Consider the following 23,194-nt stretch of genomic DNA (forward strand, 5'->3'; position numbering starts at 1 on the left):
CTGACCTGACTCCCATGTCCCGGGGGAAATCCCAGGAAAACCGCTGGATTAAAAAGCGTTTTTTATCCCATCGACAAGGCGCTGGAAGACACCTCGATTCACCCTGTTTTCGGTGGGGGCGAAATGATGGGACATCTCTCTTTCATTAAGACTGGCGAATTGTACCAGTCCCACGGCGGTCGAGTAAATGGGGCTTGACACAACGTCGGTCAACCCACCGATTCCCTGGGGCAATCCGCGACGAACCGGTTTGTTGAACACTTCCTCCGCCAGTTCCACCATCCCTTCGGTGATGGCGGAACCGCCGGTGAGGACGACGCCGGCGGTGATCTGTTCCTCGAATCCGGAACGGGCGACCTCGCGGCTGACCAGGGTGAAGAGTTCCTCGACGCGCGGTTCGATGATTTCAGCCAGGATGTGGCGGGGAATGGTGCGTGGCTTGCGTTCGCCGATGCTTGGGACATCGATGGTATCCTCGGGATCGACAAGCGAGGCCAGGGCGCAACCATATTTGCGTTTGAGGGTTTCCGCCTCGCGGGTCGGGGTGCGCAGTCCGACGGCGATGTCGTTGGTGATATGATCGCCGCCGATGGCGAGGACTGCGGTATGCTTGATATGTCCTTCGGAAAAGATGGCGATGTCGGTGGTTCCGCCACCGATGTCCAACAGGCAGACGCCGAGTTCTTTTTCATCGGCGGTCAGGACGGTCTCGGCGGAGGCGAGTTGTTCGAGGATGATGTCGCCCACATCCAGCCCGCAGCGGTTGATGCATTTGATGATGTTCTGCGCCGAGGCGACGGCGCCGGTGACGATATGGACCCGGGCCTCCAGTCGCACCCCGGACATCCCCAGGGGTTCCTTGATGCCGTCCTGACCGTCGAGAATGAATTCCTGGGGAATGACGTGAATGATCTCCCGATCGAGCGGGACGTTCTGGGCGCGGGCGGCATCGAGGACGCGCTGGATGTCGGCGGCGGTGACTTCGTTGTTCTTGGTCGCCACGACGCCGTTGGAGTTGCCGCTCTTGATGTGTCCGCCGGCGATGCCGGCGTAGACCATGTTGATTTCCACCCCCGCCATCATTTCCGCCTCTTCCACCGCCATGCGCATGCTTTCGACGGTGGAATCGATGTCGATGACCACCCCTTTTCGCAGTCCTCTGGAAGAATGGGTACCGATTCCGATGATGTCCAGGCGGCCATCCGGTTGGAGATCGGCAACGACACAGCAGATTTTCGTGGTGCCGATGTCAAGGCCGACAATCAGGTTCTGGTCCTGTTTGGGCATAGTGTATTCCGCTCGTGACGTAGATGTACTTTGAAGACCGAAGGTGATGCGTCAAGACCGTGAAACTTCGGCGCCCCCATGGTGAACGACGGTCGATTCTGCCTCAATTTGGCTGAAATATCCACTGAAAACCGGATATAGGATGGATCGCTCCCCCGAATGCACCGGATCGTGCGGTGGTTACGGAGCAAGACGTACCGCTACTTTTCCGGGAATTCGCAATTCCACCTGTTTGATTTTCCGATCCAATATATTGTATTTTTTTTGCATCTTCATCAACAGTCCAAGTTCCTGTTCCGCGTTTTCCGAAATCAAGAGTTTGATGCCCCGGGTCGTATGCAAGGCCCAACGCCGGCCCGAAAAACCGACCGCCTCGGAAATCGTCTCCTTGAGTCCGGGAAAGCGGTCGAGAAGGTTGATCATCCACACGATTTCCCGTGCCGAGTCCTTGTTGGTCGCGGGGCGAACGACCGGCAGCAGAATCGGGTCGCCGGCGACGAACGGTTTGATGGGTTGGCCGTATTCGTCGAGAATGAAAAGCCTTTCCCCGATCACTCCCATGCAGACGGGAATCTTTTCCTTGATCTGCACCGTCAAGGTATCCGGGAAAATGCGTCGCACCCAGGCCGAACGAATCCACGGCATCATTTCGAGGCGGTCCTTGATGGTTCGCGGATCGACCCAGAGAAGATTGGAATCCTTGTCGATACGAATCTGCTCCAGGGCCTCGGGCATTTTGCTGCGGATGAGCCCGTCCATCTGAATCTTCGTCAACACGAAGCGCCCGGGTTGGTTGGCGATCCACCATCCCAGGTAGAAACTCGCGGCGGCAAGGAGGAGTCCTCCCAGGATCAACAACCGGTGCAGCATCGGTCCAACCGGGCACCGGCGAGGATTCGAGACGCCAGGGTATCCATATCCATTCCCGCGGCCAGGGCCGCTTTGGGGGCAAGACTGGTGGCGGTCATGCCCGGAGTGGTATTGATTTCGAGAATCCAGGGGCGCATTTGGTGATCCACCATGAAATCGACCCGGTACAACCCCCGGCAACCCACGGTCCGTCCCGCTTCGCGTCCCAACCGCGTCACCGTTTCCAGGACCTCCGGGCCGACGCTTTCCGGGGGAATCAGATAACGGGTGCGTCCCGCCGTGTACTTGTTGTCGTAACTGTAGAACCCTTTTTCAGGTTTGACCTCGATGACCGGCAGGGGCTGATCATCGAGGATGGCGAGGGTCAATTCGGCGCCAACCACCGCGTTTTCGACCAGAATCGCCGACGCATCCACGCCACCTTCTCCCATTTGCGCGGATTTAAACAGTATTTCCTCCAGATTTTCAAGTGTTTTAAGAAAAAAAACGCCAACCGACGATCCCGATCCGACCGGTTTGACGAAGAGTGGGGCTTCCAGGGGTTTTTTCTGCCCTTCGATCGTGTCGATCTTGCCGCCGCCGACCCGTGCAAGCATCCAGTCCGGAGTCGGCAGACCGGCGTCGCGCAGCAGTCTTTTGCACAAAACCTTGTCCATGCAGATGGCCGATGCCGCGATTCCCGAACCGGTGTACGGGATTTCCAGGGTTTCCAGAAGTCCCTGGACTGCCCCATCCTCGCCGCCAGGTCCATGGAGGGCCAACACCGCAGTTTGAATATTCCTCTCCAGCAGTGTTCGTGCCAAGGCTTTCCAGGAATCGATTTCAATGGGAATGACCGGAATTCCCAGGCGTTGATAACTGGCGACCAGATTTCTGCCGCTTTTCAGGCTGATTTCCCGTTCCCGGGAACGGCCTCCCATGAGAACGGCAATGTTGCCCTGGGGCGGGGATGAATGGTTGTGCTCCATGGATCTCTCGTGTTTTCGGTTGGTGGTGGATCGGCGTCCTTCAAGGTCAGAGGGGTTCGGGTCCGGTGGGGCCGAGAAATCCGATTTCGGTATCGAGGCGAATGCCCGAATGGGCGAAAACGGCGTTGCGAACCTTTTGGATCAGGGCGACCATGTCGGTGGCGGTGGCTTTGCCGGTATTGACCAGGAAATTGCAGTGTTTCTCGGCGACCCGGGCATCGCCGATGGCGACACCGCGCATGCCGGCGGCATCGATGAGTTTCCAGGCCGCGGGGCCATCGGGTGGGTTCTTGAAGGTGCTGCCGGCGGATGGAAGGTTCAGGGGTTGGGCGCGGCGGCGTTGGTGATTGTGATGACGCATGGTTTGGCGGATGGTATCGGGATCTTCGGGACGAAGACGGAAGCGGGCCGAAACAAAGATCCATCCTTGAGGGAGCGCGGTATGCCGATAGCTCATGTCAAGGTCGGCGGGCGTCATGAGATGCCGCTCGCCATCGGGATCCAGCAGAAGGGCGTCGATGAGAATATCCTTGAGTTCGTGTCCATGGGCGCCGGCATTCATCACCAGGGCCCCGCCCACCGATCCGGGGATCCCCGCCAGGAACTCGGCCCCTCCCAGTCCCAGCCGACGGGCGGCGTGGGCCAGAGCACGGGTCGATGTCCCCGACAGGGCGGTCACAACGGCCTCGGGGGCGTCGGTTCGGGATGGACGTTCCAATTGGATGCGGGCGAACCCTCGGGTCATATCCAGGATCACCCCCTGGAATCCGGAATCACCGACCAACAGATTGCTGCCTCCTCCGAGAATGAATCGCGGGGTTTCCGGATGCAGCGTCCGCCAGAAGGAACTCAGCTCCTCGATGTCGCGAAACGAAACGAGCCAACGCGCCGGTCCCCCGATTTTCAGGGTTGTCCGGTCCGCCAGCGCGACCTGTTCGCGCATGTGTCCGCTCCGTCCGGGTGGCGGTGGCACGGGGGATGGCATGACTCAGCGCTCCCGGATCCAGGATCCGGCGTAATCCCGGGCGCGGTGGGTAATGGATCCGGCCCCGAGGAAGACGACGACATCGCCCGAATCGAGCAAACCTTCCATCGCCTCGCGCCAGTTTTCCCCTCCGGGCAGGGCCAGCGCCGGAATGCCGCTGTGTTCCTGGATCCCCTCGATCAGCGGGGTTCGTTCTCCCTCAGGGAAAAACTCGGGTGGCGGACGTTCCCCGGCGGAATGGACCCGATCCACCAGAACCAGGCCGGCATGACGGAAGGCGCGCAGAAATTCGTCGAACAGGTTCATCAGGCGGCTGTAACGATGTGGCTGAAAAACCGCCACGATCCGGCGTTCGGGTGGGTAGACATCCCGGGCCGCCGCGAGCGTTGCCATGATTTCGGTGGGATGGTGGGCATAATCATCGATTACCGAACGTTCGGGCCGGTCCAGAAGGATGTCGAAACGTCTTTGAACCCCCTTGAAATGGTTCATCGCCGTGACGATGACCGGCCATTCGATGTCCAGCTCCAGCGCAACCGAGATCGCCGCCAGTGCATTGAGTATGTTGTGCCGTCCCGGCTGCGCCAGTTGCAGTTCGCCCAATTCGGTCATGGATCGGGTCACGGGGGTTTTGCGCAACACGGTGAAGGTATTGCGATGATCCTTTCTTCCGATCCGCACCGCCTGCAAATCGGCTCCGTCCTCGAAACCATATCCGATGATTCTCTTGTCCGCCAATCGCGACAAGAGCGCACGGGTTTCCGGATGGTCGCGGCACAGCACCCCGAGGCCGTAGAAGGGAATCTTTTCCACAAACCCATGAAACGCGCTCCTCAGCGCCTCGACGGTGCCATAGTGTTCCATGTGTTCCGGTTCGATATTGGTGACCACGGCGATGGTGGGAAACAATTTCAGAAAGGTGCCATCGCTTTCGTCCGCCTCGGCGACCAGAAAATCGCCGCTTCCCAAACGGGCGTTGCTGTTGAGTGCCTTGACGATTCCTCCATTGACGATGGTCGGGTCCATCCCCGCTTCCCCCAGGAGCGAAGCGATCATCGAGGTCGTCGTCGTTTTGCCATGGGTACCGGCGATGGCGATGCCATATTTGATCCGCATCAGTTCCGCCAGCATTTCGGCCCGTTTGGCCACTGGAATATTGTAGTTTCTGGCAGCCTGGATTTCCGGATTTTCCTGGCCGATCGCGGATGAATGGATGACGACATCGGCGCCCTCGACGTTTCGGGCATCGTGTCGGGAATGGATGACCGCCCCGAGTTCCTGGAGGCGGTGCGTCCGGGCGTTGCCCGCCGGATCGGATCCCGAGACCTGATATCCCAGGTTGATCATGAGTTCGGCGATGCCGCTCATGCCGATGCCACCAATGCCGACAAAGTGGAGTTTGCGAATTTTTTCGTACATGTGCCTGACCAGACCGTGGCAGAGTAAAAGCCATATCCTGACTTTTTTTAATCCAGACGTCCAGGTTGTTGTTCAATTATTTTTCAATTCATGGTCGATGTGCTTGTCGTTGATCAATTTTTTCTCCCCATGGCCCGTGTTTCCCCCGCGTCCCCGATGGGGGACTGTACAGGGGTAATGAGGTTCTGGTATCATGCGCCAATTATTGGGCGTGTTTGTTGTTTCTAAATATAATTCATTGGATTATAAAGAAATATGAGCCACATCTTCGGTGCGGGGAGTGCGTATTGTTCACCGGTCCGCCAGAGTTGGTCCCAGGGCCCATCCATTCCTTCTGGCCTCCCTTCCCCCGTCCCGAAGGGGCCTTGTTGCTGGCGATGCAGTGGCAGTTCGAGCAGGGGGAACGGTTGGCTCCCGAGTTGTTGCGGCAGAGGGTGTCGCGGCAGTTGGCGGTTCTGGTCCGTTTCGCCTTCAAGGAGGTCCCTTATTATCGGGAGCGTTATGTGCGCGAGGGATGGCGCTGGGACCGCCTGCCGCGTCGGGTCGAGGACTGGTCTTCGCTGCCCATCCTGTCTCGGGAGGGGTTGTTGCAGGCGGGGACAGCGATGATCGCCGGTCGTCGCCCTGCCGGGCACGATCGGGGCCATCCCATGAAGTCCTCGGGCTCCACCGGTCAACCGGTCGTGGTGCAACGCAACAATGTCAAGGACCTTGTCTGGCAGGCGATCACTCTGCGGGAGCATTTGTGGCATCGACGGGATTTTTCCGGAAAGATGGCAACGATCCGCAAGATGGACCATCCCGATCTGGGGCGTCCCCCTCATGGCAGTCTGCTGTCCAACTGGGGGGCCCCGGTTGCCCATGTGTTCCGTGGCGGACCCATGGCGGTATTGGACATCGCGACCGCCTCCATCGCCCAACAGAGGGAATGGCTGTTGCGTGAAAATCCCGACTATCTTCTGACCTATCCGACCAATGCCCATGCCCTCGCCCGGGAATTCATCGATCTGGGGTTGCGGCTGCCGCGCCTGCGTCAGGTGCGCACTCTGAGTGAAACGCTGACCGGGGAAACACGAAAATTGTGTCGCGAAGCCTGGGACGTCGCCATTGTCGATACCTACAGCGCCAATGAAGTGGGTTACATCGCCCTGCAATGCCCCGATCATGAGCGCTATCATGTCCAGGCGGAGAATGTCTGGGTGGAAATCGTCGATTCACAGGGCGCCCCCTGTGTCCCGGGAACGGTAGGACGGGTGATCGTCACCGATCTGAACAACTTTTCCTCGCCACTCCTGCGCTATGACACCGGCGATTGGGCCATACCTTCCGACCCATGCCCTTGTGGCCGCGGTTTGCCGACCCTGGAACGAATCATGGGGCGCAGCCGCAACATGCTGGTTCTTCCCTCGGGGGAACGACGCTGGCCCATGATGCGTCCCAGCCTGTATCGCGAGATCCTTCCCCTGAAACAGATTCAGATGGTTCAACACACGCCAGTCCGACTCGAAGTCCGGTTGGTGGTCGATCAACCTCCCGGTCCGGCTGCCGAGGACCGGCTGCGGCAGGCAATCGTGCAAACTTTGGGATACGGGTTCGACATCGAGTTCCAATATCGGAAGGAACTTATCCGCTCGCAACGGGGCAAATTCGAGGAGTTCGTTTCTCTTGTGGAGGAATCCGCCTTTAAACCAGGTACCTGATTCTTGGTACCATTTTTGTCAATGGCTGGTCCAGCGTGGGAATCAAGAAAGCAAGTGAAAACATTGACGAACAATATTCCTCTGGGGCGATTTCTTCCCTGGATTTTCTTTTCCGCCGTCGTCGGGGTATCGATGACGGTGGCGACGCTCAATCATCTGGCTCTGACCCCTTCCTTCGAAAAAATGGCCGCAACGGTCATGACCCGGGTGGGGCGGGAAACTGCGGGAAACACGAAAAACTTTCTCGACACCGCGGCGCGATCGGTGCGGTTGATCGCCGGTCTCCTGGTCCGGGACCATGTCGAAGGATTGACCCGGGAACGGTTCAACATGGTGACCCGGGGGTACCTGATGGAGCATCCGCACGTCAGCCTGATCTACCTGGGAGATCGAAATGGAAACAACTGGTTGAACAAACGGGAACACGACGGGACGTTGCGGACACGCATTCTGCGTCGGTTGGACGATTCGGAAGTCTCGCGAGCGATCGTCGCCGAGGCGATGTCCATGCCGGTGGTGACCGACGAGGAAAAACAAAAGGTTGCGGTCCGGATTTCTTCCATCCTTGAAACAAAATGGTTTACCCAGGACGATGCGGGTCAACTCAGGGAAAGCGAAACGGCCCCTTATTTTGCGTTTGATCCACGACTGCGCCCCTGGTACCAGGGGGCACAGCGGAGCGGTGGGTTGTTCTGGACCGATGTCTATACCTGGGCGGAACATTATCAGGGGACGACAACCACCCAGATCGGAATCACCGCCTCGATTCCGATGGAATTCCAGGGAGAACGGCGGGGGGTGGTCGGGGTTGACATCGGCCTGAAGGACATGTCCGATTTCTTTTCCGGCCTCAAGGTGACCGAACATGGACGGGCGTTCATGGTCGATGGCGCTGGTCGCCTGGTGGCGGTGGCCAATTATGACGAAATGGTGGCGAAAAACGAGAATGGATCGATCGAACGGATCAAGGTGGTTGACTCCAGGGACCGGGCGATGGCCATCGCGTTTGCGACCTTTGGCGAACAATTGAACGCCGATGGGAAAACAATGGCCGATTTCAAGGGGGAAACACTGTTCACCATTGCGGTGGACGGAGAAGAACAGTTTGTCTTCATCCGATCTCTCGATTCGGGCCATGAACTGCCGTGGTTTATCGGCGTGGTCGTTCCGGTGGACGATTTTCTCGGGCAGGCGCGGACGCAACTGAGCGTCAGTCTGGGCATTTCTTTTCTGTTGTCTTTGGTCATGGGAATCGGAGCGATGGTGCTTGGACGCATGATCATCCGTCCGATCGAAAAACTGGTCGCCGCCAGCCGCAAGGTCGGGGCGTTGGATCTGGATGCCTTCGAAACCATGGGAACCCGGTTTCTCGAGCTGGAGATCATCAACAGGCAGTTTCGGGAAATGAGGGACAATCTGTTTCTGGTTTTACGCCAGATTGTCGATACCGTGCAATCGTTGCGCGAGGCCTCGGTCAAACTTTCGGAACTTTCTCCGGCGCTTGTGACGCATGTGGATCGGATGGCCGATTTGTCGCTGGCCAGTGCCCAGGTCGCCCGTCGTTCGAGTGAAGCCATGGTGGCGATTTCCGGTTCGGTCACGGCCATGAACGTGGAGATGACCTGTTCCAATCAGAGCATGGATGCGGCGCGCGGCAGCGTCGATTTTCTTCATGAGCGGATGGAAGAACTGGTGGACGGCATCCGGATGGTGACCCACCTTCTGGAGTCGGGAACAGAAGAATTGTCGGCGATTCAAAGGGATGCGGCAGAGAGTGCCGTGGCGTCGCAAACCCTGGTGACAGGCTTCACCGAGCTTGAGAAAAACTCCCAGACCATTCACGCCCTGGGTCAGAGTGCCACCCTTCAGGCGCGGGGGGCCCATGCCAAGGCGGAAAAGCGGATGGATTCCATTCATCGGCTTGGGGCGGCGATCCAGGAAATCGGTCAGGTGATGGCTTCCATCCGCGACATCGCCGATCAGACCAACATGCTGGCTCTGAATGCGGCCATCGAGGCGGCGGGGGCGGGTGAGTCGGGGAAGGGGTTTTCGGTCGTTGCCAACGAGGTCAAGGATTTGTCGCGCAAGACCCATCAGGCGACCGTCGAGATCGATCGCCATGTCGATGGCATCGCCGATATTTTTTCCGAGCTGGAAACCTTCGTTCGCGAATTGATGGCGGGTCTGGGCGGGATCGATCGGTCAAACAACAGTATTTTCAAGGCACTGGAAGAGTTCAACATGCGGATGGCCACCATGGCGGGATCGGTGGGGAGCCAATCTCGGGTATTCAACCAAATCTCGGAACGTCTGACCGGACATGCGACCGCGCTGGCGAGAGAAAATCCAAGATTCCAGGAATTGTCGCACCATGTGGCGGAGATCCGGGAGCATGTGGCCAATGTCGTCCGCCAGACGGGTGACATATCCGCCAACCTGGGACGGGTCGTCATGGCAAGCGATGCCATTGCCGCGAATGTGGTCATGGTGACCAGCGACATGGAACGGACCGCGACCGACATGGAACAATTGAAGGAAACGACGGAGATCATTCGTTCCTTCAGCGGCAACCTGAGCTACGAAACCGAAAAAAATCGCCGACACGACGATGGACCTGGAAAATACCGCATCGCGGTTTATCGTTTGAGGGACGAACAGACCCAATGCCATGGATTAACCATCGCGGATTGTCAATCCTTCGAGTTTTTGCATGTCAATACGCCCAAGATCCGACTTTATCTTCTCGGCGACATAATGAACGAGGTGGTAAGGGAAATGACCAGAGCGTACCAACTCAAGTTGATCATTGCGAATCCTCACGATCGTGCCTGAGTCTTGGTACAGTATCCGACCATTTCCTATGGTCATGTTCACCTCAGGAATCAACGGCGCCAGATCTTCTTCCCTTCGTATGCTTGGTTCCTCGGAACGATTGGCGGATGTGATCGCGATTGGAAAAGAGAGCGTTTGAATCAAATACCAAGTAACAACACCGGGATAGGAGAGCATCATTACTTCTTCGGTATTTCCAGAAATCCATTTTGGAATGCATTCTTTTTGGGGGAAAATGATATTCAAGGTAGAAGGCCATAATAGGTCGATCAAGCGACGGCCAAACAGTGATATTTCCGCATAATCAATTGCAGTAGCTTTGTCTACAAGAATTCCGATAGGTTTGTCCATAGCGCGGCGCTTGATACTCCGAATACGGGCGACAGACGTTTCATTAAATGCATGGCAACAAAGGCAGTAGGAGGTATCAGTTGGGAGGAGTACTACGCCTCCTTGTATGATACATTGAGCTGCCTGTTGAACGGATTCTGTTGTTGGTTTGTAAATCATTTATTGTTCCATTTCATGAAGTGAAACGAAGATATTTGGAGGTTTCCCGCCTAATACGAACTTCACTACCGGACACTTTTTTAGGAAAAAAAGTGGAAGTTCCTAAATTTGATTGATTTTTCTAAATTATTAATGAAACTCATGGCTATAAATTACCCCACCTCAGGAGATCTGGCCATGTGCGATAATGCGAAGAGATTTCGTGCCGTCAGGAGCCAACTTGCCAAGGCCCATCCAATCCAACCGAGGGGAAATTTTGCGCGACATTTAGACACGCTTGCCGGGTTGGTAAGTGGTATCGTTGGCAGCAAGAGCGTGAATCTGCCAAAGGTGGCATTGGAGGTGCCAGATGGCAACAAGCCATCCAGTCGGGAGAAGAAGTTTTGTCGATTGATAGACAATCAAAGTATTGATTTTGAAAGATATTTCTTGCCATATGTTAAGACTATGCTCAGCAATCTTGGGGGAGAAATTTTGGTTATTGCCATTGATGGAAGTACTGTTGGCCGAGGTTGCATAACCTTGATGGCGAGCGTAATTTTCCAAGGCCGTTCTTTGCCAATTGCTTGGCTTGTAGTAAGGGGAAAAAAGGGTCACTTGGCAGAGTCTTTCCACCTTGAGCTACTCAACAGTCTCAAGGATATTGTTCCTGACGGGAAGCAGGTTGTGATTGTGGGTGACGGCGAGTTTGATGGGATCAGATTGCAGGATTATGTAAAAAGTTGTGGATGGAACTATGTCTGTCGTACTGGAGTTAACATCTCCATAGTGTGGAATGGTCATGAGGTTAAATGTGGGGACGCAACGGAAAGTTTAGAGCCTGGTAAGTACATAATCTTTAAAGATATATTGTTCACAGAAGAGAGATATGGTCCAGTTAATGTCGTCTGTTATTGGAGGAAAGGATATAAGGATCCCATTTTCCTTGTGACGAGCATCGATTCGGCTGGGAGGGCTTGCGCCTTATACCGTTTACGTTTCAGGATAGAGACGCTTTTTTCAGACAAAAAGAGCCGTGGTTTCAACATTCACAAGTCACATCTATCTGATCCAGAGAGAATTTCAAGACTGCTCATTGCGGTGAGCCTTGCGTACATCTGGATCGTTTTTTTAGGGGTGGTGGCGAAGACTGAGGGGTGGGTGGGTATTATTCACAGAACCAAACGTTGCGACCTGAGTCTGTTTCAGCTCGGTCTGCGTTTTCTGGAGCATTTAATAAACAGAGGCATGAGAGTCATAGTATTATTCTCGTTTTAAGTTGTTATTAAAAAGTGTACGGTAGTGAAATCAACGAACAGATCGTTGATGAAAAATTGTTTCAGTTCGATAATGGCAGTATTGACATCAAAAGTATCCATGGAACTCACCTGTTTGTTAGTGGAATTGTTATTATTTATAGCATAAGTATTTCCTGTTTACCTTTCATTTGGCTGGGAGATCTTTCTTCAACTTTTTTCAGGACACACATCCAGGATTGAATATTATTAAATCTATTTTATTGATTATAATAATTATTAAATGACGCAAAACATGCCATTTATGTAGAAAATTGTTGGACATATCATTCAGGAGAATTCTTACGCGCCGGGTATCCATCTATGTGGATTTGGACACCCGGAACATGCTACAGCATGAGTCAAATTTATTCTTGGCGTAAGTAGTTCACCAAACCTCCACACTCGATAATATTCTTCAGAAAACCAGAGATCGGAACAAAAGTATGCGTCGTTCCGCCAATATCGACCGTGGATCGATCGGTATCGATGGTGAGTACATCACCTGTATGCACCTCTGGAAGAGTTTGAATTTCAATGAGAAGAATGCCCAAATTAATTGCATTGCGGAAGAAAATTCGGGCAAAACTGCGGGCCAGGATGATCTTGACGCCCAGTTCGGCCAGAACAGCTGGTGCCTGTTCTCGGCTGGAACCGCAGCCAAAGTTTTTCCCTCCTATTAAAATTTGGCCCGGTTGGTATTGAGTGGCGAACGCCCGGTCCTGGGGCTCCATGGTATAAGCAGCCATTTCTTTAATGGTGGGCAAGGTCAAATATTGGGTAGGAATGATCTGATCGGTATCAATATCGTCTCCGAATACCCACGTCTTTTCCTGTATCCGCATTAAACTTCTCCAGTTGGGCTGGTTATTTTTCCATGGACGGCACTCAAAGCTACAGTGGCCGGGCTGGCCAGATAGATCTCCGAGTGGGCACTGCCTGCCCTTCCCTTGAAGTTGCGATTGGCTGTGGAGATCATTTTCTGTCCTTTGGCCAGAGACCCCTGTGAAGCGCCCCAACAGGTGCTGCACCCCGGATGATTGACAATCGCGCCGGCCTCCATGAAACGGCCAATCAGACCGCGCTCAAGCGCTGCCTGATAAACGGCTACCGAGGCGGGAGTCACCAACATACGTACCTCCGGATGGATCTTGCGTCCACGAAGCTGCGCAGCAGCGATTTCAAGATCGTCCAGCCGGCCATTCGTGCAGGATCCCAGAAATGCTTGGTCGATGGGTGTCCCTGCAACTTCGGCAATATCTTTGACATTGTCTACATGATGAGGGCAGGCCACCTGTGGTTCCAGGTGGGAAACATCAAAAGAACGCCTTTCGGCGTATGTCGCATTCATCCCCGTTTCGAAGAAATCCCAACTGATGTCACGATTGGCGAAGTGTCGGCGGGTAGTTTCATCAGGTAAAATCATGGAGCTTTTTCCGCCGGCTTCGATGACCATGTTGCACAGGGTAAATCGTTCGGAGATCGAAAGGTTGCCTACCAAATCGCCACCGAATTCCACCGCCATATAAGTGGCTCCGGAAGCGGTCAAATGTTTGATGACATACAGAATCACATCTTTGGCATAGACACCGGGCTTAAGGCTTCCTGAAAGTTCGATGCGCAGGCATTCAGGCACCTTGAGCCATGTCCGACCGGAACCGATAACCGCGGTAATGTCGGTGGACCCCATTCCCACCGAAACTGCGCCGATACTACCGTAACTGCAGGTATGGGAATCGGCCGCCACCACCAATTCACCGGGTTTGACGTAGCTTTCGAACATGACCTGATGGCAAACGCCGTCACGTTCGTGCAGCCTAAGGTCATGTTGCTTGGCGAAGTTTCGTATTATCTGATGCGCTTCGGCGGTGTTGATATCATCGGCAGGGATGCGATGATCATTGATCAGCACCACTTTTTCTCGGATTCCTACCCGGTCGAAGCGGAACCGATCATTGAACAGGGAAACGGTCAGGGGAATCGTGACATCATTCGCCATGCACCAATCCACCTCCACTTCCACAACTTCTCCTGCTTGCACCTTTGGAAGGCCAGCATGTTTGGCGATGATCTTCTCGGTCATGTTCATATGTGTACGGTCCTTGATGCGCTCGATGCGTTGCGCTGATACTCCAGATGGTCGTTCAGTGCCGTGATTGTGGGTTGGTCAGGCATCCCGCCACTACCGATGCGGCTACGGTAGCCGGGCTGGCCAAGTAGATTTCCGCGCTTGGATGGCCCAATCTGCCAGGAAAATTGCGGTTGTTGGAGCAGACAGCCACTTCCGTAGGACCGATCACGCCTCCCAACTTGCCAAAACACAGACCACAGCCGGGATTGGTAACCACTCCTCCAGCTTCCAGGAAGATGGTGATCAACCCTTCCTCCATGGCCTGTTGGTAAATGGTACGACTGGCCGGGGTAATGATCAGTTTGACGAAGGGGGCTACCTGACGACCTTGAAGATAGGTCGCTGCTTCCCTCAGATCACTCAGACGGCCATTGGTACAAGAACCGATGAATCCTTGATGGATGATTTTTCCAGCCAGTTCATCCACGGGGTGGATGGAATCCACTTTTCCAGGACCGGCCAGTTGCGGTACCAGTGTGGCCAGGTCCACGGTGATTGAATCCTGATAGTGGGCATCATGGTCACTGGCGAAACGTTGATAATCCGTAATACCTCGATCACTCAAGTAGGACTCGGTGATTTCATCAACCGGAAAAATACCATTTTTTGCACCCATTTCAACCACCATGTTGCTTATGGTCAACCTCTGTTCCATGGAAAGCGCTGCCACACCTTCACCGGTGAATTCTATCGCCTTGTAGGTGCAGCCATCAGCCCCGAATCGTCCGATGAGGTGCAAGATGACATCCTTGGCGGTAACGCCCGTACCCAAAGAACCTTCCAGACGAATCTGAATGGAGTGAGGTACTTTCAACCAGACGGATCCCCTGCTCCAGATGCCGGCCATTTCGGTGCTGCCCATGCCGGTAGCCAGTGCGCCAAGAGCGCCATAGGTCACGGTGTGGGAATCGGTACCAATGACGATCGATCCGGGGATGACATAACCCTTTTCAGGCATCAGTTGATGGCAGATACCTTCACCATAGTGGAATTTATCAATTCCCCAAGATCTTGAGAATTCGGCCATTCTTTGGTAGATGTTTCCGGAATTACTGGAAGTTGAAGGGACATCATGGTCGATAATGAGGACCACCCCATCTGGACGCCACAGAGGTTTTCCCAGTTTTTCAAACTCGGTGATCACCGTGGTCGCAAAAATGTCATGGGCGAAAACCCGGTCCACCGCGACGGTCACGATTTCACCAGGAATTACCTTTACTTTTCTTGCGTTATTGGCGATGATCTTTTCTGTAAGCGTTTGTCCCATTGTTTCAATTCCTTAAGGAGGCCCATTGCCGATTGGAAATGGGAGAGAAAATGTACCGGGGTAAATCTTGACCGAAAGTGTCAAGCGGCACAAACACCCCGCCAAGCCACTTGTGGGCGAAAAGGATTTCCTCTTGATCGCCTATTTTGAGAACCGAAACACGAAAAAATGCCGCTATCTGCAAGATTTCGCGTCAATTTCTAAATGACTCAAATTGCCTTCACTATTCGTTGACCGCCTTGCGGATCTGATCCAGCACGGTGGGATCGTCGATGGTCGGAAGGTCTCCGGGATCTCTTCCTTCCGCGAGGGCCTGGATCGAACGGCGCAGGACCTTTCCCGACCGGGTCTTGGGAAGTCCCGGGACAATGTGGACGGTCCGGGGACGGGCGATGGGTCCGATCTGGTGGGAGACCAGGTCCTTCAACTCCTGTTCGGTTGGCGGCGTCCCATCCCTGGCGACGACAACGAAGGCGATCACCTCCTGTCCTTTCAGGTCATCCTTGATTCCCACCGCCGCCGCCTCGGCGACGGTCGGGTGGGTACACAGGATTTCCTCGATTTCCCGCGTTCCAAGACGATGGCCCGCCACATTGATGACATCATCATCCCGTCCCATGATGAAATAATATCCCTCTTCGTCATGCATGGCATAGTCGAAGGTGGCATACAGCAAGGTTTCGAAGCGGGAAAAATAGGTGTCGATGAATCGCTGATCGTTGCCCCATACCGTGGTCATGCAGCCGGGAGGGAGCGGCGGCTTGATCATGAGCGATCCCTTTTCATTGGCCTTGACCGGTTGTCCCGTCGTCTCATCGACCAGGAGACACTCGAAACCATAGGCGGGAACGGTCGGAGAACCAAATTTGGTTTCCATCAATCCAAGGCCCGCATGATTGGCCAGGATTGGCCAGCCGGTTTCGGTCTGCCAATAGTTGTCGATCACCCGTCCTGTCAAATGCTCCGAGATCCAGCGATGGGTTTCCCGATCCAGTGGTTCACCGGCAAGAAACAGGTATTTCAACGAGCCCAGGTCATGGGTTTTGATCCATTCGGGACCGGTTTTTTTCAATAATCGGATCGCGGTCGGTGAAGTGAACATGACATTGACCTTGAACCGTTCCACCATCGACCACCAGATGCCTGGATCGGGTCGTGTCGGCAGCCCTTCATAGAGTATCGTGGTTGCCCCGGTCAGGAGTGGGGCGTAGATGATGTAGGAATGGCCGACGACCCAGCCGATGTCGGATCCTGTCAGCATGACCTCGCCGGGTTGCAGGTCGTAGATGTGTTTCATCGAGGCCCGCATCGAGACGGCATGGCCTCCGGTATCCCTCTGGACCCCCTTGGGCGAACCGGTGGTGCCGGAGGTGTACAGGATATAGGAAGGATGGTCCGAGGGGACCGCTACCGGGGCGATGCTGGCGCCACTCTCGCGGTTCATCTCTTGATCCCAGTCCAGGATGGCATTCCCGGGGACGGAGGAGGAGGCAAGACCACGATCGACCCTCAAGATCCGGGGTTGGGCAATGGTGACGTGTTGCAGTGCCTCGGCCAGAAGGGGACGGTAGTCGATCACCTTGCCGCCACGCATTCCGGCATCGGCGGTGACGATGAGTTTGGGCGCGGCATCGTTGATCCGGGAGGCGAGGGCGTGGGCGGCAAAGCCACCGAACACCACCGAATGAACGGCGCCGATGCGGACACAGGCAAGCATCGCCACCACTGCCTGGGGGATCATCGGCATGTAGATCAGGATCCGATCCCCCCGGCGCACCCCCATCCGCAGGAAAAGGGCGGCGGCTTGATTGACCCATGCGTGCAGGGTGCGATAGGTGATCTCCATGGAAGTCCCGACCTCGGTCGAAACCCAGATCAAGGCATTCTGGTCCCCCCGTTCCTCCAGATGACGGTCAAGGGCATTGTGGCACAGGTTGAGGGCGCCATCGGGATACCAGCGGGCAAACGGAGGATTTTCGTATTCCAGAACCTGGGTGAACGGGGTTTCCCAATCGATCAAACGGGCCTGCTCCTTCCAGAATTCTTCCCGATGGTCAATGGAATTCCGATAAAATGACCGATATCTTTCGCTGTTGTTCATCATGACGATGGTTTCTCCCGACCGTTGCAGGTCTGGTGATTGTGCGTGAGCGACTGGCATTTCCACCCTGTTCCATCAAAGCAGCTTCACCAGCGCGGCCACGGCGCCGACGGCCACGACCATCAGGCTCCCGAGCTTGATTACCATGCGTTGTTCCAGTTCCTTGAGCCGGACTTCGACCTTCGTGTCCAGTTCCTTGATGTCCCGCTTCAACTCCGCCCGGAGTGACTCGATGTCCCGCTTCAACTCCGCCCGGAGCGACTCGATGTCCCGTGTCAAATCGGTTCGAACCGACTCGATGTCTCGCTTCAACTCCGCCCGGACCAACTCGATGTCCCGGCGCAAGACGGCTTCGACCTGGGCCAGTTCTTGTTTGGTGGCCAGTCGGTTCTCGATCAGGGTGACAAGGGCCTCGGCCTGGATGGCCGCCTGCCGTTCATCGACCCCGACATCCCGCAGTTTCTTGACATAAGCGTAAGTGTCAAACGCAATTGCCTGGTTCATCGATGGTCTCTTTCACAAAATTCCGACCCCGATCCATCTTATACCGCATCAGAAAACATGACAACCATGATGCTCCGGAGGTCAAGAGTGATTCATCCTGGACTCATCCGGTTTCGATGAATGGTTCCAGGTAGGGGGCAACCTCGTTCAGTGCGGTGATGCCTTTGATAACCTTGGCCAGACCGCTCGATGCCAGGGGAGAAAATCCCCGACCCAAGGCGGCGTGGCGGAGGGTCGAGGCGGCTTCATTGCGGGCGATGCGGTGTTTCATCTCTTCATCGACCGTCAACATTTCATAGATGACCGTCCTGCCGACATGCCCTGTATGGTTGCATGAGGGACAACCGGGGCTTTCAAAAAGGGTGACGGTGGAAGAGGGCGGCGTTGCGGGGAGGGACAATCCCATGGCGGCAAGGATCCGTTCTTCCCGGGGCGTGGCGGGACGACCGACACGGCATCCGGGACACAAACGGCGAACCAGTCGTTGCGCGACGACGAGGCTGATCGCCGAGGAGACGAGAAAGGGTTCCACCCCCATGTCCACCAGTCGTGTGATCGCCCCCGGGGCATCGTTGGTATGCAGGGTGGAAAAGACCCGGTGACCCGTCAGGGCTGCCTGGACTGAAATCTTGGCGGTTTCGGCGTCACGGATTTCCCCAACCATGATGACATCGGGATCATGACGCAGGAATTGTCGCAGTGCCCGGGGAAAGGTAAAGCCGATGCGGGTGTTGACCTGCACCTGGGTGACTCCGTCCATTCGCACCTCGACGGGATCCTCGATCGTCAGGAGATGGCAAAACTGATGACGGACGATATAATCGAGGGCGGCGCGCAGGGTGGTCGATTTGCCGCTGCCGGTGGGACCGGTGACCAGGATCAGACCATGGGGAAGGGCGACGTTGCGCCGAAACCGTTCCAGATCGGTCTGGGCAAAACCAAGTTGCTCCATGGGAACCAGACCGACCTGAAGGTCCAGAAGTCTCATGACGATGGTCTCGCCCCGTACCGACGGCACGTCGGAAACCCGGATATCGAGGGTGCGATCGGCCAGCCGTCCCTGGACATGTCCATCCTGGGGCAGCCGTTTTTCCGCAATGTCCATCCCCGAGATGACCTTGATGCGCGATACGAGCGGATTCTTCAGGTGCAGCGGCAGGCGGACCTCCTCGAACAGCCGTCCATCGATGCGAAAATGGACATGGAGAAAACGTTGGTCCGGAACGACATGAATGTCGCTTGCCCGTTTGGCGATGGCATTGACGATGAGTTGGTCGAGGAGTGCCGGAATGGGCAGATTGGGGTTGATGGCGGTGCCGGGGAGGGGCGTCACGCCACGCAGGTCGATGTGTCCGACCGGATGTCCTCCCTGGGACAGCCCCTCGCTCCCATACCAATGATCGATGGCGGCCATGACGAGCGGTCGTGGCGCAATGCACAGACGGATCGATCGTCCCGCCAGTTGTTGTGCCCGCTCCAGATCCACTTTTTTTGGATCGGAACAGGCCATGAACAGCGTCTCGCCCTCCATCCGTACCGGTACGGTCTCCCATCGGGTGGCGTTGAGGCCATCCATCCGCTGGACCGCGGTTGGATCCATTTGTCCCGGATCCATCTCGGTATAGGGCAGGTCGAGGGTTGCGGCCAATCCGATGGCCATCGCCCGCGGGCCGATGATTCCCCGGTCGCGCAGGAGCCTCCAGAGTGGAATACCCGAGGCGGTTTTTTTTCCCTCCTTGGCCTGTTGTATCTCTTCGGTACGGATCAGACCGGCGGAAAGAAACAAATGCAGCAGATTGGTGGTATCATCGACGGGACCAAATCCCATGAGCCGGATCAGGTGTCCCGGGGCGAGGATCCCTTCCCGTTGCAGCGCGTCATTGAGGGGCAGAAAACGTTCATGTTCCTTGAGGATTCGATCACTGGGAGCCAGTACCTCCTCGCGGACAAACTTTTCTTTTTCCGTGGGATCTTCCGGTGGCCTTGCGGTATCGATCATGGATCGCCGTTCATGACGGGCTGGGGGCACCCATTTCGGAAAGAATTTTCTCTCGCAGGGCCAGTGTCAGGGTTTCATTGATTCTTTTTTGTTGCACGATGTCTTCGGTCAGTTTTTCCAGGCGTCCGACCAGAATGTCGGTCAGTTGCCGGAGAATCTTGACCTGCATCGGCGCCCCCAGGCGGTTCATGGTCCCCTGATTGACCTTGAATACGGTCGCCCCTTCCTCGGCGATCACGTTGGTCGAACGGGGGTTGCCGGTCAGGAAGGTCATTTCTCCGAGGATGGCCCCGGAGCCAAGAGTGGTCAATACCTTTCCTGGCAGGCTTTCCTTGGTGATGTTGACCTGGCCATCCAGGATGATGAAAAAGGAATCATCCGCGTCGGGTCCCTCCCGGATCAGAAATTCTCCCGGCTTGAGGGTCAGGAAAAGGTCTTCGGTTTGTGTGAAGGATGATTTTTCCTCACTGGTGAAGCTTTCGAAAAACGTGATGCTTTCCAGCAACCCCATCAATGACATGATACCGATCTCCCCGACTTCACCCCGATTTCCGATGCGCCGACATCCAATGGTGCAAGAATAGCGTTTCGTCTCAAAGAAAGACAAGTTACAAAATAAGTTTTGTATGGCATATGATTATGTTATATCGTTTCTGGAGACGCTCCAGCGCCATCATGTTCGTGGGAAGAAGGGCTGTGGGACTGGGAAGGGCAGTCAATCGGCAGGGGGGCGGGCGGAGTCGAGGATGGTGGTGTTCTGTCGGGATTGCCTCGTGAGGATCTGGTCCAGGATGATGTCCTTGATTTTCTCCCTGATCTCGATCGACAGGACGTTCATATCCTCCGCGGTAATCCGCACTGTCCGGACCTGTTCCCTGGCGATCACATTGGCCGAGGTCGTTTTCTTGCCGATGGTGGATATTTCGCCAAATATGGCTCCGGCCTCAAGAACGGCCAAAACGATGTCACGCCTCGTGACGGTAATGGCGACCGATCCTTCGATGATGAAATACAATCCATCCTGGAGTGTATTCTCCTTGACGATGACCTCGCCTGCGGCAAAAGATTCGATCGTATCGAGAAGTACCGACAACCCGGTTTTTTGATATTTGGTCAGTTTGGCAAACACTGGAGATTCATTGATGAATGCGGCAATCCGTTTTTTATGTCCGTGTCGATCGTCCCCGGGGGAATGAGGTGCTTTTTTCCGCGGAATTCTGGGATTGGCAAGGTGCTGATCTCTATTGAGATCTTGAATTTCACGGTTTTGCCGAATGATGTTGGCGGAGATTTGCCGAATAATCTGGTCCTTGAACTTCTCCCGAATTTCGATGCCGACATTTTCATAGAAGTCACGATCGATGGTCAACATGATGGTCGGTTCGCGGGCGATGACGTTGGCCGACCGGCGGGTTCCGGTCAGAAAGGCGATTTCTCCGAAACTGTTGCCTGGGCCAAGGGTGTTGAGAGTCACCTGGCCTTCTTCCTTGACGACGTCCACCTTTCCCTTGAGAATGATGAAAAAATTATTGCTCTCATCATGTTCGCGGACGATCATTTCGTCCGGCTGGGCCAATAGAAGCCTGTTGTGAAATGATACGATCTGCTTTTTCTCGTGAAGCGAAAAGGAATTGAAAAACGGAATGAATGAAATGATCGTCAGCAACTTGTCGTCGAGGTCCTCGCATTCTTTTTTCTCAATGCATTCGGCGACATAGGCGGATGTTGCGTTAAGTTTTTCTTTTAACTGGTTTTCAGAGACATCCGGGTGGGTGGGTTTCCTGATGAGTTCATTTTTTTCCTTTTTTCCCGAGAGCAACAGAAAACAGGTCTTGGGTTCGAGGAAGAGAAATTGATAGCGACCGAAGGCCAGATGATCGCCATCATTGAGAAGAACCTCCCTGGAACCGAAGGAGACGCCGTTGACGTAGCTGCCGAACTCGCTTTGCAGATCCTTGAGAAAGGTTCCATTGCGTTTTCTGGTGAAAACCGCGTGCTTCTTGGAAATCGTGTAGTCGGGGACGACAAACTGATTACCCGATGCCGAACCGAGAAAGAAAACCCCGGAGTTTCGCTGGCCCGGATTTTTCTGGACCAGGGGAAAGATGGTGTCGAGCGATGTTCGGCTGGTGGCGTCCTGGTCGGAGGGAAAATTCAGTGTTATTTTGCCGTCGATCGAAACGACTTCGATGTCGGCAACGCTGTCGCCGAACAAAAAAGGGTAATCGACAAATTTGGCGAATGTGGCCGCAGGGATTCCTTTCAGGAGCGTTTCGAGATCCTTAAGTCCGATCCATCCGGAATTGTTTATTTTTTCGAGAAGGGCATTGAGAGAACTGGTCATATGCGCGGCGGTGGTACCAGAAAAGGGTGGGTGGAACATAATCTCAATCGACCTGGCCATCTTATGGTTTTCTTTACGGTCGAAGCAAGAATTTGTCTTCGGTGCGCTGGATCTTTTCAATATCTTTCAATTAATATCTTTACATCAGGCGCACATGAATGATTAAATTTATTTTCATCCATATTTTGAAGCATATTGTGTGTTCCGTCATGCCACTATTGATACTCTATTCAAATCCCTGTTTTGCCTTCGCGGGGAATGAATCGGGTCTTGGCGTGGCCATCGATATTGGACATACCTCCTCTGCCGTTGGCGCCCGGAGTGCCCGAGGTCGGGGGGAATTCTACTTCAATCGGGCGGTGGGACTGCATGTCCTGATGGAATTGCAGCGACAGGGTTTTGAACGCTCCTTTGCCATCATCAATCCCAAGAGCCTGTATGCCAGAACACGAATGGCGCATGAAAAGAAAGCGGATCTGCTGCTTTCATTCCATCATGATTCCGCCCAGTCCCAGTTCCTTGAAGAATGGATCCATGAGGGAAAGAAACAACGGTTCAGTGACCGCTTCAGGGGATTTTCATTGTTGATTTCCACGAAGAATCCTCGTTTCCGAGAAAGCCTGCGACTGGCGACGATGATTGGTCGGCATCTGAAACGGGAGGGGTTCGAACCGACCCTGCATCATGCCGCGGACATACCAGGGGAGCGGCATGCCTTGTTCAATGCCCGACTGGGTATCTACTGCTATGATGATCTGGTCGTATTGCGGACCGCCTCCATGCCCGCGGTCCTTGTGGAAGTCGGGGTGATCATCAACCGGCAGGAGGAGGTGATCCTGAGTCGGGAAGAGACTCGAAACAAGGTGGCACGGGCCATCGTTTTAAGCCTTCGGGAATACCAGGAATGGGGCGGGAAGCGTCGATGACTTGCACGCCATGGATTGACTTCGGTTGATGTGACGGGAGGTAAAGTCGGTGCGCCTGTTCGTCGCTGCTTGTCATG

Annotated in this window: 17 protein-coding genes; 4 read left to right on the forward strand and 13 right to left on the reverse strand. The window is 54.9% G+C overall.

Annotation, left to right across the window (positions count from 1 at the left end; translation table 11 throughout):
• Nucleotides 1-48: 48 nt before the first annotated feature.
• The 5 genes from ftsA to HQL76_12765 all read right to left on the reverse strand — a co-directional run bounded on the left by ftsA (nt 49) and on the right by HQL76_12765 (nt 5,529).
• Nucleotides 49-1,287, reverse strand: a complete 1,239-nt coding sequence (gene ftsA / locus HQL76_12745; GenBank protein ID MBF0110033.1) for a cell division protein FtsA — start codon at nt 1,285-1,287, stop codon at nt 49-51.
• Nucleotides 1,288-1,467: 180 nt separating this feature from the next.
• A complete protein-coding gene (locus tag HQL76_12750; protein ID MBF0110034.1) occupies nt 1,468-2,157 on the reverse strand; it encodes an FtsQ-type POTRA domain-containing protein in 690 nt (229 codons plus the stop codon).
• Nucleotides 2,139-3,125, reverse strand: coding sequence for a D-alanine--D-alanine ligase (locus HQL76_12755; protein ID MBF0110035.1), 987 nt, complete (start codon nt 3,123-3,125; stop codon nt 2,139-2,141). Before HQL76_12755 ends, HQL76_12750 begins: the two co-directional genes overlap by 19 nt.
• A gap of 46 nt (nt 3,126-3,171) precedes the next feature.
• Nucleotides 3,172-4,110 carry a UDP-N-acetylmuramate dehydrogenase gene (gene murB, locus HQL76_12760; protein ID MBF0110036.1) on the reverse strand — a complete coding sequence of 313 codons (939 nt, stop codon included), beginning with the start codon at nt 4,108-4,110 and terminating at the stop codon, nt 3,172-3,174.
• Nucleotides 4,111-4,113: 3 nt separating this feature from the next.
• Nucleotides 4,114-5,529: a UDP-N-acetylmuramate--L-alanine ligase gene (locus HQL76_12765; protein MBF0110037.1), complete on the reverse strand. Its 1,416-nt coding sequence runs from the start codon at nt 5,527-5,529 to the stop codon at nt 4,114-4,116.
• Between the two features lie 287 nt (nt 5,530-5,816).
• On the opposite strand from HQL76_12765, the gene HQL76_12770 reads away from it, so the two are divergent.
• The 3 genes from HQL76_12770 to HQL76_12780 all read left to right on the forward strand — a co-directional run bounded on the left by HQL76_12770 (nt 5,817) and on the right by HQL76_12780 (nt 11,828).
• Nucleotides 5,817-7,229: a phenylacetate--CoA ligase family protein gene (locus HQL76_12770; GenBank protein MBF0110038.1), complete on the forward strand. Its 1,413-nt coding sequence runs from the start codon at nt 5,817-5,819 to the stop codon at nt 7,227-7,229.
• Between the two features lie 54 nt (nt 7,230-7,283).
• The gene (locus tag HQL76_12775) at nt 7,284-10,061 is read left to right on the forward strand and encodes a hypothetical protein (GenBank protein ID MBF0110039.1); all 2,778 of its coding nucleotides are present in this window, start codon (nt 7,284-7,286) and stop codon (nt 10,059-10,061) included.
• 618 nt (nt 10,062-10,679) lie between these two features.
• Entirely contained in the window at nt 10,680-11,828 is a 1,149-nt protein-coding gene (locus HQL76_12780) for an IS4 family transposase (GenBank protein ID MBF0110040.1), read from the forward strand.
• 385 nt (nt 11,829-12,213) lie between these two features.
• Here the strand turns inward: HQL76_12780 and leuD are convergent, their stop codons facing one another.
• The 8 genes from leuD to HQL76_12820 all read right to left on the reverse strand — a co-directional run bounded on the left by leuD (nt 12,214) and on the right by HQL76_12820 (nt 22,251).
• A complete protein-coding gene (leuD, locus tag HQL76_12785; protein MBF0110041.1) occupies nt 12,214-12,690 on the reverse strand; it encodes a 3-isopropylmalate dehydratase small subunit in 477 nt (158 codons plus the stop codon).
• Nucleotides 12,690-13,934 (reverse strand): 3-isopropylmalate dehydratase large subunit, encoded by a 1,245-nt coding sequence (locus HQL76_12790; protein MBF0110042.1) that lies wholly within the window; start codon nt 13,932-13,934, stop codon nt 12,690-12,692. The genes leuD and HQL76_12790 overlap by 1 nt, the downstream gene beginning before the upstream one ends.
• 55 nt (nt 13,935-13,989) lie before the next feature.
• The gene (locus HQL76_12795) at nt 13,990-15,243 is read right to left on the reverse strand and encodes a 3-isopropylmalate dehydratase large subunit (protein MBF0110043.1); all 1,254 of its coding nucleotides are present in this window, start codon (nt 15,241-15,243) and stop codon (nt 13,990-13,992) included.
• Between the two features lie 223 nt (nt 15,244-15,466).
• Nucleotides 15,467-17,344 carry a propionate--CoA ligase gene (locus HQL76_12800; GenBank protein ID MBF0110044.1) on the reverse strand — a complete coding sequence of 626 codons (1,878 nt, stop codon included), beginning with the start codon at nt 17,342-17,344 and terminating at the stop codon, nt 15,467-15,469.
• Nucleotides 17,345-17,419: 75 nt separating this feature from the next.
• Nucleotides 17,420-17,848, reverse strand: a complete 429-nt coding sequence (locus HQL76_12805) for a DUF1640 domain-containing protein (protein ID MBF0110045.1) — start codon at nt 17,846-17,848, stop codon at nt 17,420-17,422.
• A gap of 103 nt (nt 17,849-17,951) precedes the next feature.
• Entirely contained in the window at nt 17,952-19,847 is a 1,896-nt protein-coding gene (tadA, locus tag HQL76_12810; GenBank protein MBF0110046.1) for a Flp pilus assembly complex ATPase component TadA, read from the reverse strand.
• Between the two features lie 10 nt (nt 19,848-19,857).
• Nucleotides 19,858-20,367, reverse strand: a complete 510-nt coding sequence (locus tag HQL76_12815) for a cyclic nucleotide-binding domain-containing protein (protein ID MBF0110047.1) — start codon at nt 20,365-20,367, stop codon at nt 19,858-19,860.
• A gap of 195 nt (nt 20,368-20,562) precedes the next feature.
• Nucleotides 20,563-22,251: a cyclic nucleotide-binding domain-containing protein gene (locus tag HQL76_12820; GenBank protein MBF0110048.1), complete on the reverse strand. Its 1,689-nt coding sequence runs from the start codon at nt 22,249-22,251 to the stop codon at nt 20,563-20,565.
• Between the two features lie 149 nt (nt 22,252-22,400).
• Between HQL76_12820 and HQL76_12825 the strand changes: the two genes are divergently transcribed.
• The gene (locus HQL76_12825) at nt 22,401-23,117 is read left to right on the forward strand and encodes an N-acetylmuramoyl-L-alanine amidase (GenBank protein MBF0110049.1); all 717 of its coding nucleotides are present in this window, start codon (nt 22,401-22,403) and stop codon (nt 23,115-23,117) included.
• The last annotated feature ends 77 nt before the right edge of the window (nt 23,118-23,194 follow it).

The sequence above is a fragment of the Magnetococcales bacterium genome, from assembly GCA_015228815.1.
GTDB lineage: Bacteria > Pseudomonadota > Magnetococcia > Magnetococcales > UBA8363 > UBA8363.

Coding starts and splice junctions, on each gene's coding strand:
- ftsA (MBF0110033.1), bottom strand. CDS start 1,287: ATGCCCAAACAGGACCAGAACCTGATTGTCGGCCTTGACATCGGCACC.
- HQL76_12750 (MBF0110034.1), bottom strand. CDS start 2,157: ATGCTGCACCGGTTGTTGATCCTGGGAGGACTCCTCCTTGCCGCCGCG.
- HQL76_12755 (MBF0110035.1), bottom strand. CDS start 3,125: ATGGAGCACAACCATTCATCCCCGCCCCAGGGCAACATTGCCGTTCTC.
- murB (MBF0110036.1), bottom strand. CDS start 4,110: ATGCCATCCCCCGTGCCACCGCCACCCGGACGGAGCGGACACATGCGC.
- HQL76_12765 (MBF0110037.1), bottom strand. CDS start 5,529: ATGTACGAAAAAATTCGCAAACTCCACTTTGTCGGCATTGGTGGCATC.
- leuD (MBF0110041.1), bottom strand. CDS start 12,690: ATGCGGATACAGGAAAAGACGTGGGTATTCGGAGACGATATTGATACC.
- HQL76_12790 (MBF0110042.1), bottom strand. CDS start 13,934: ATGAACATGACCGAGAAGATCATCGCCAAACATGCTGGCCTTCCAAAG.
- HQL76_12795 (MBF0110043.1), bottom strand. CDS start 15,243: ATGGGACAAACGCTTACAGAAAAGATCATCGCCAATAACGCAAGAAAA.
- HQL76_12800 (MBF0110044.1), bottom strand. CDS start 17,344: ATGAACAACAGCGAAAGATATCGGTCATTTTATCGGAATTCCATTGAC.
- HQL76_12805 (MBF0110045.1), bottom strand. CDS start 17,848: ATGAACCAGGCAATTGCGTTTGACACTTACGCTTATGTCAAGAAACTG.
- tadA (MBF0110046.1), bottom strand. CDS start 19,847: ATGATCGATACCGCAAGGCCACCGGAAGATCCCACGGAAAAAGAAAAG.
- HQL76_12815 (MBF0110047.1), bottom strand. CDS start 20,367: ATGTCATTGATGGGGTTGCTGGAAAGCATCACGTTTTTCGAAAGCTTC.
- HQL76_12820 (MBF0110048.1), bottom strand. CDS start 22,251: ATGGCCAGGTCGATTGAGATTATGTTCCACCCACCCTTTTCTGGTACC.
- HQL76_12825 (MBF0110049.1), top strand. CDS start 22,401: ATGCCACTATTGATACTCTATTCAAATCCCTGTTTTGCCTTCGCGGGG.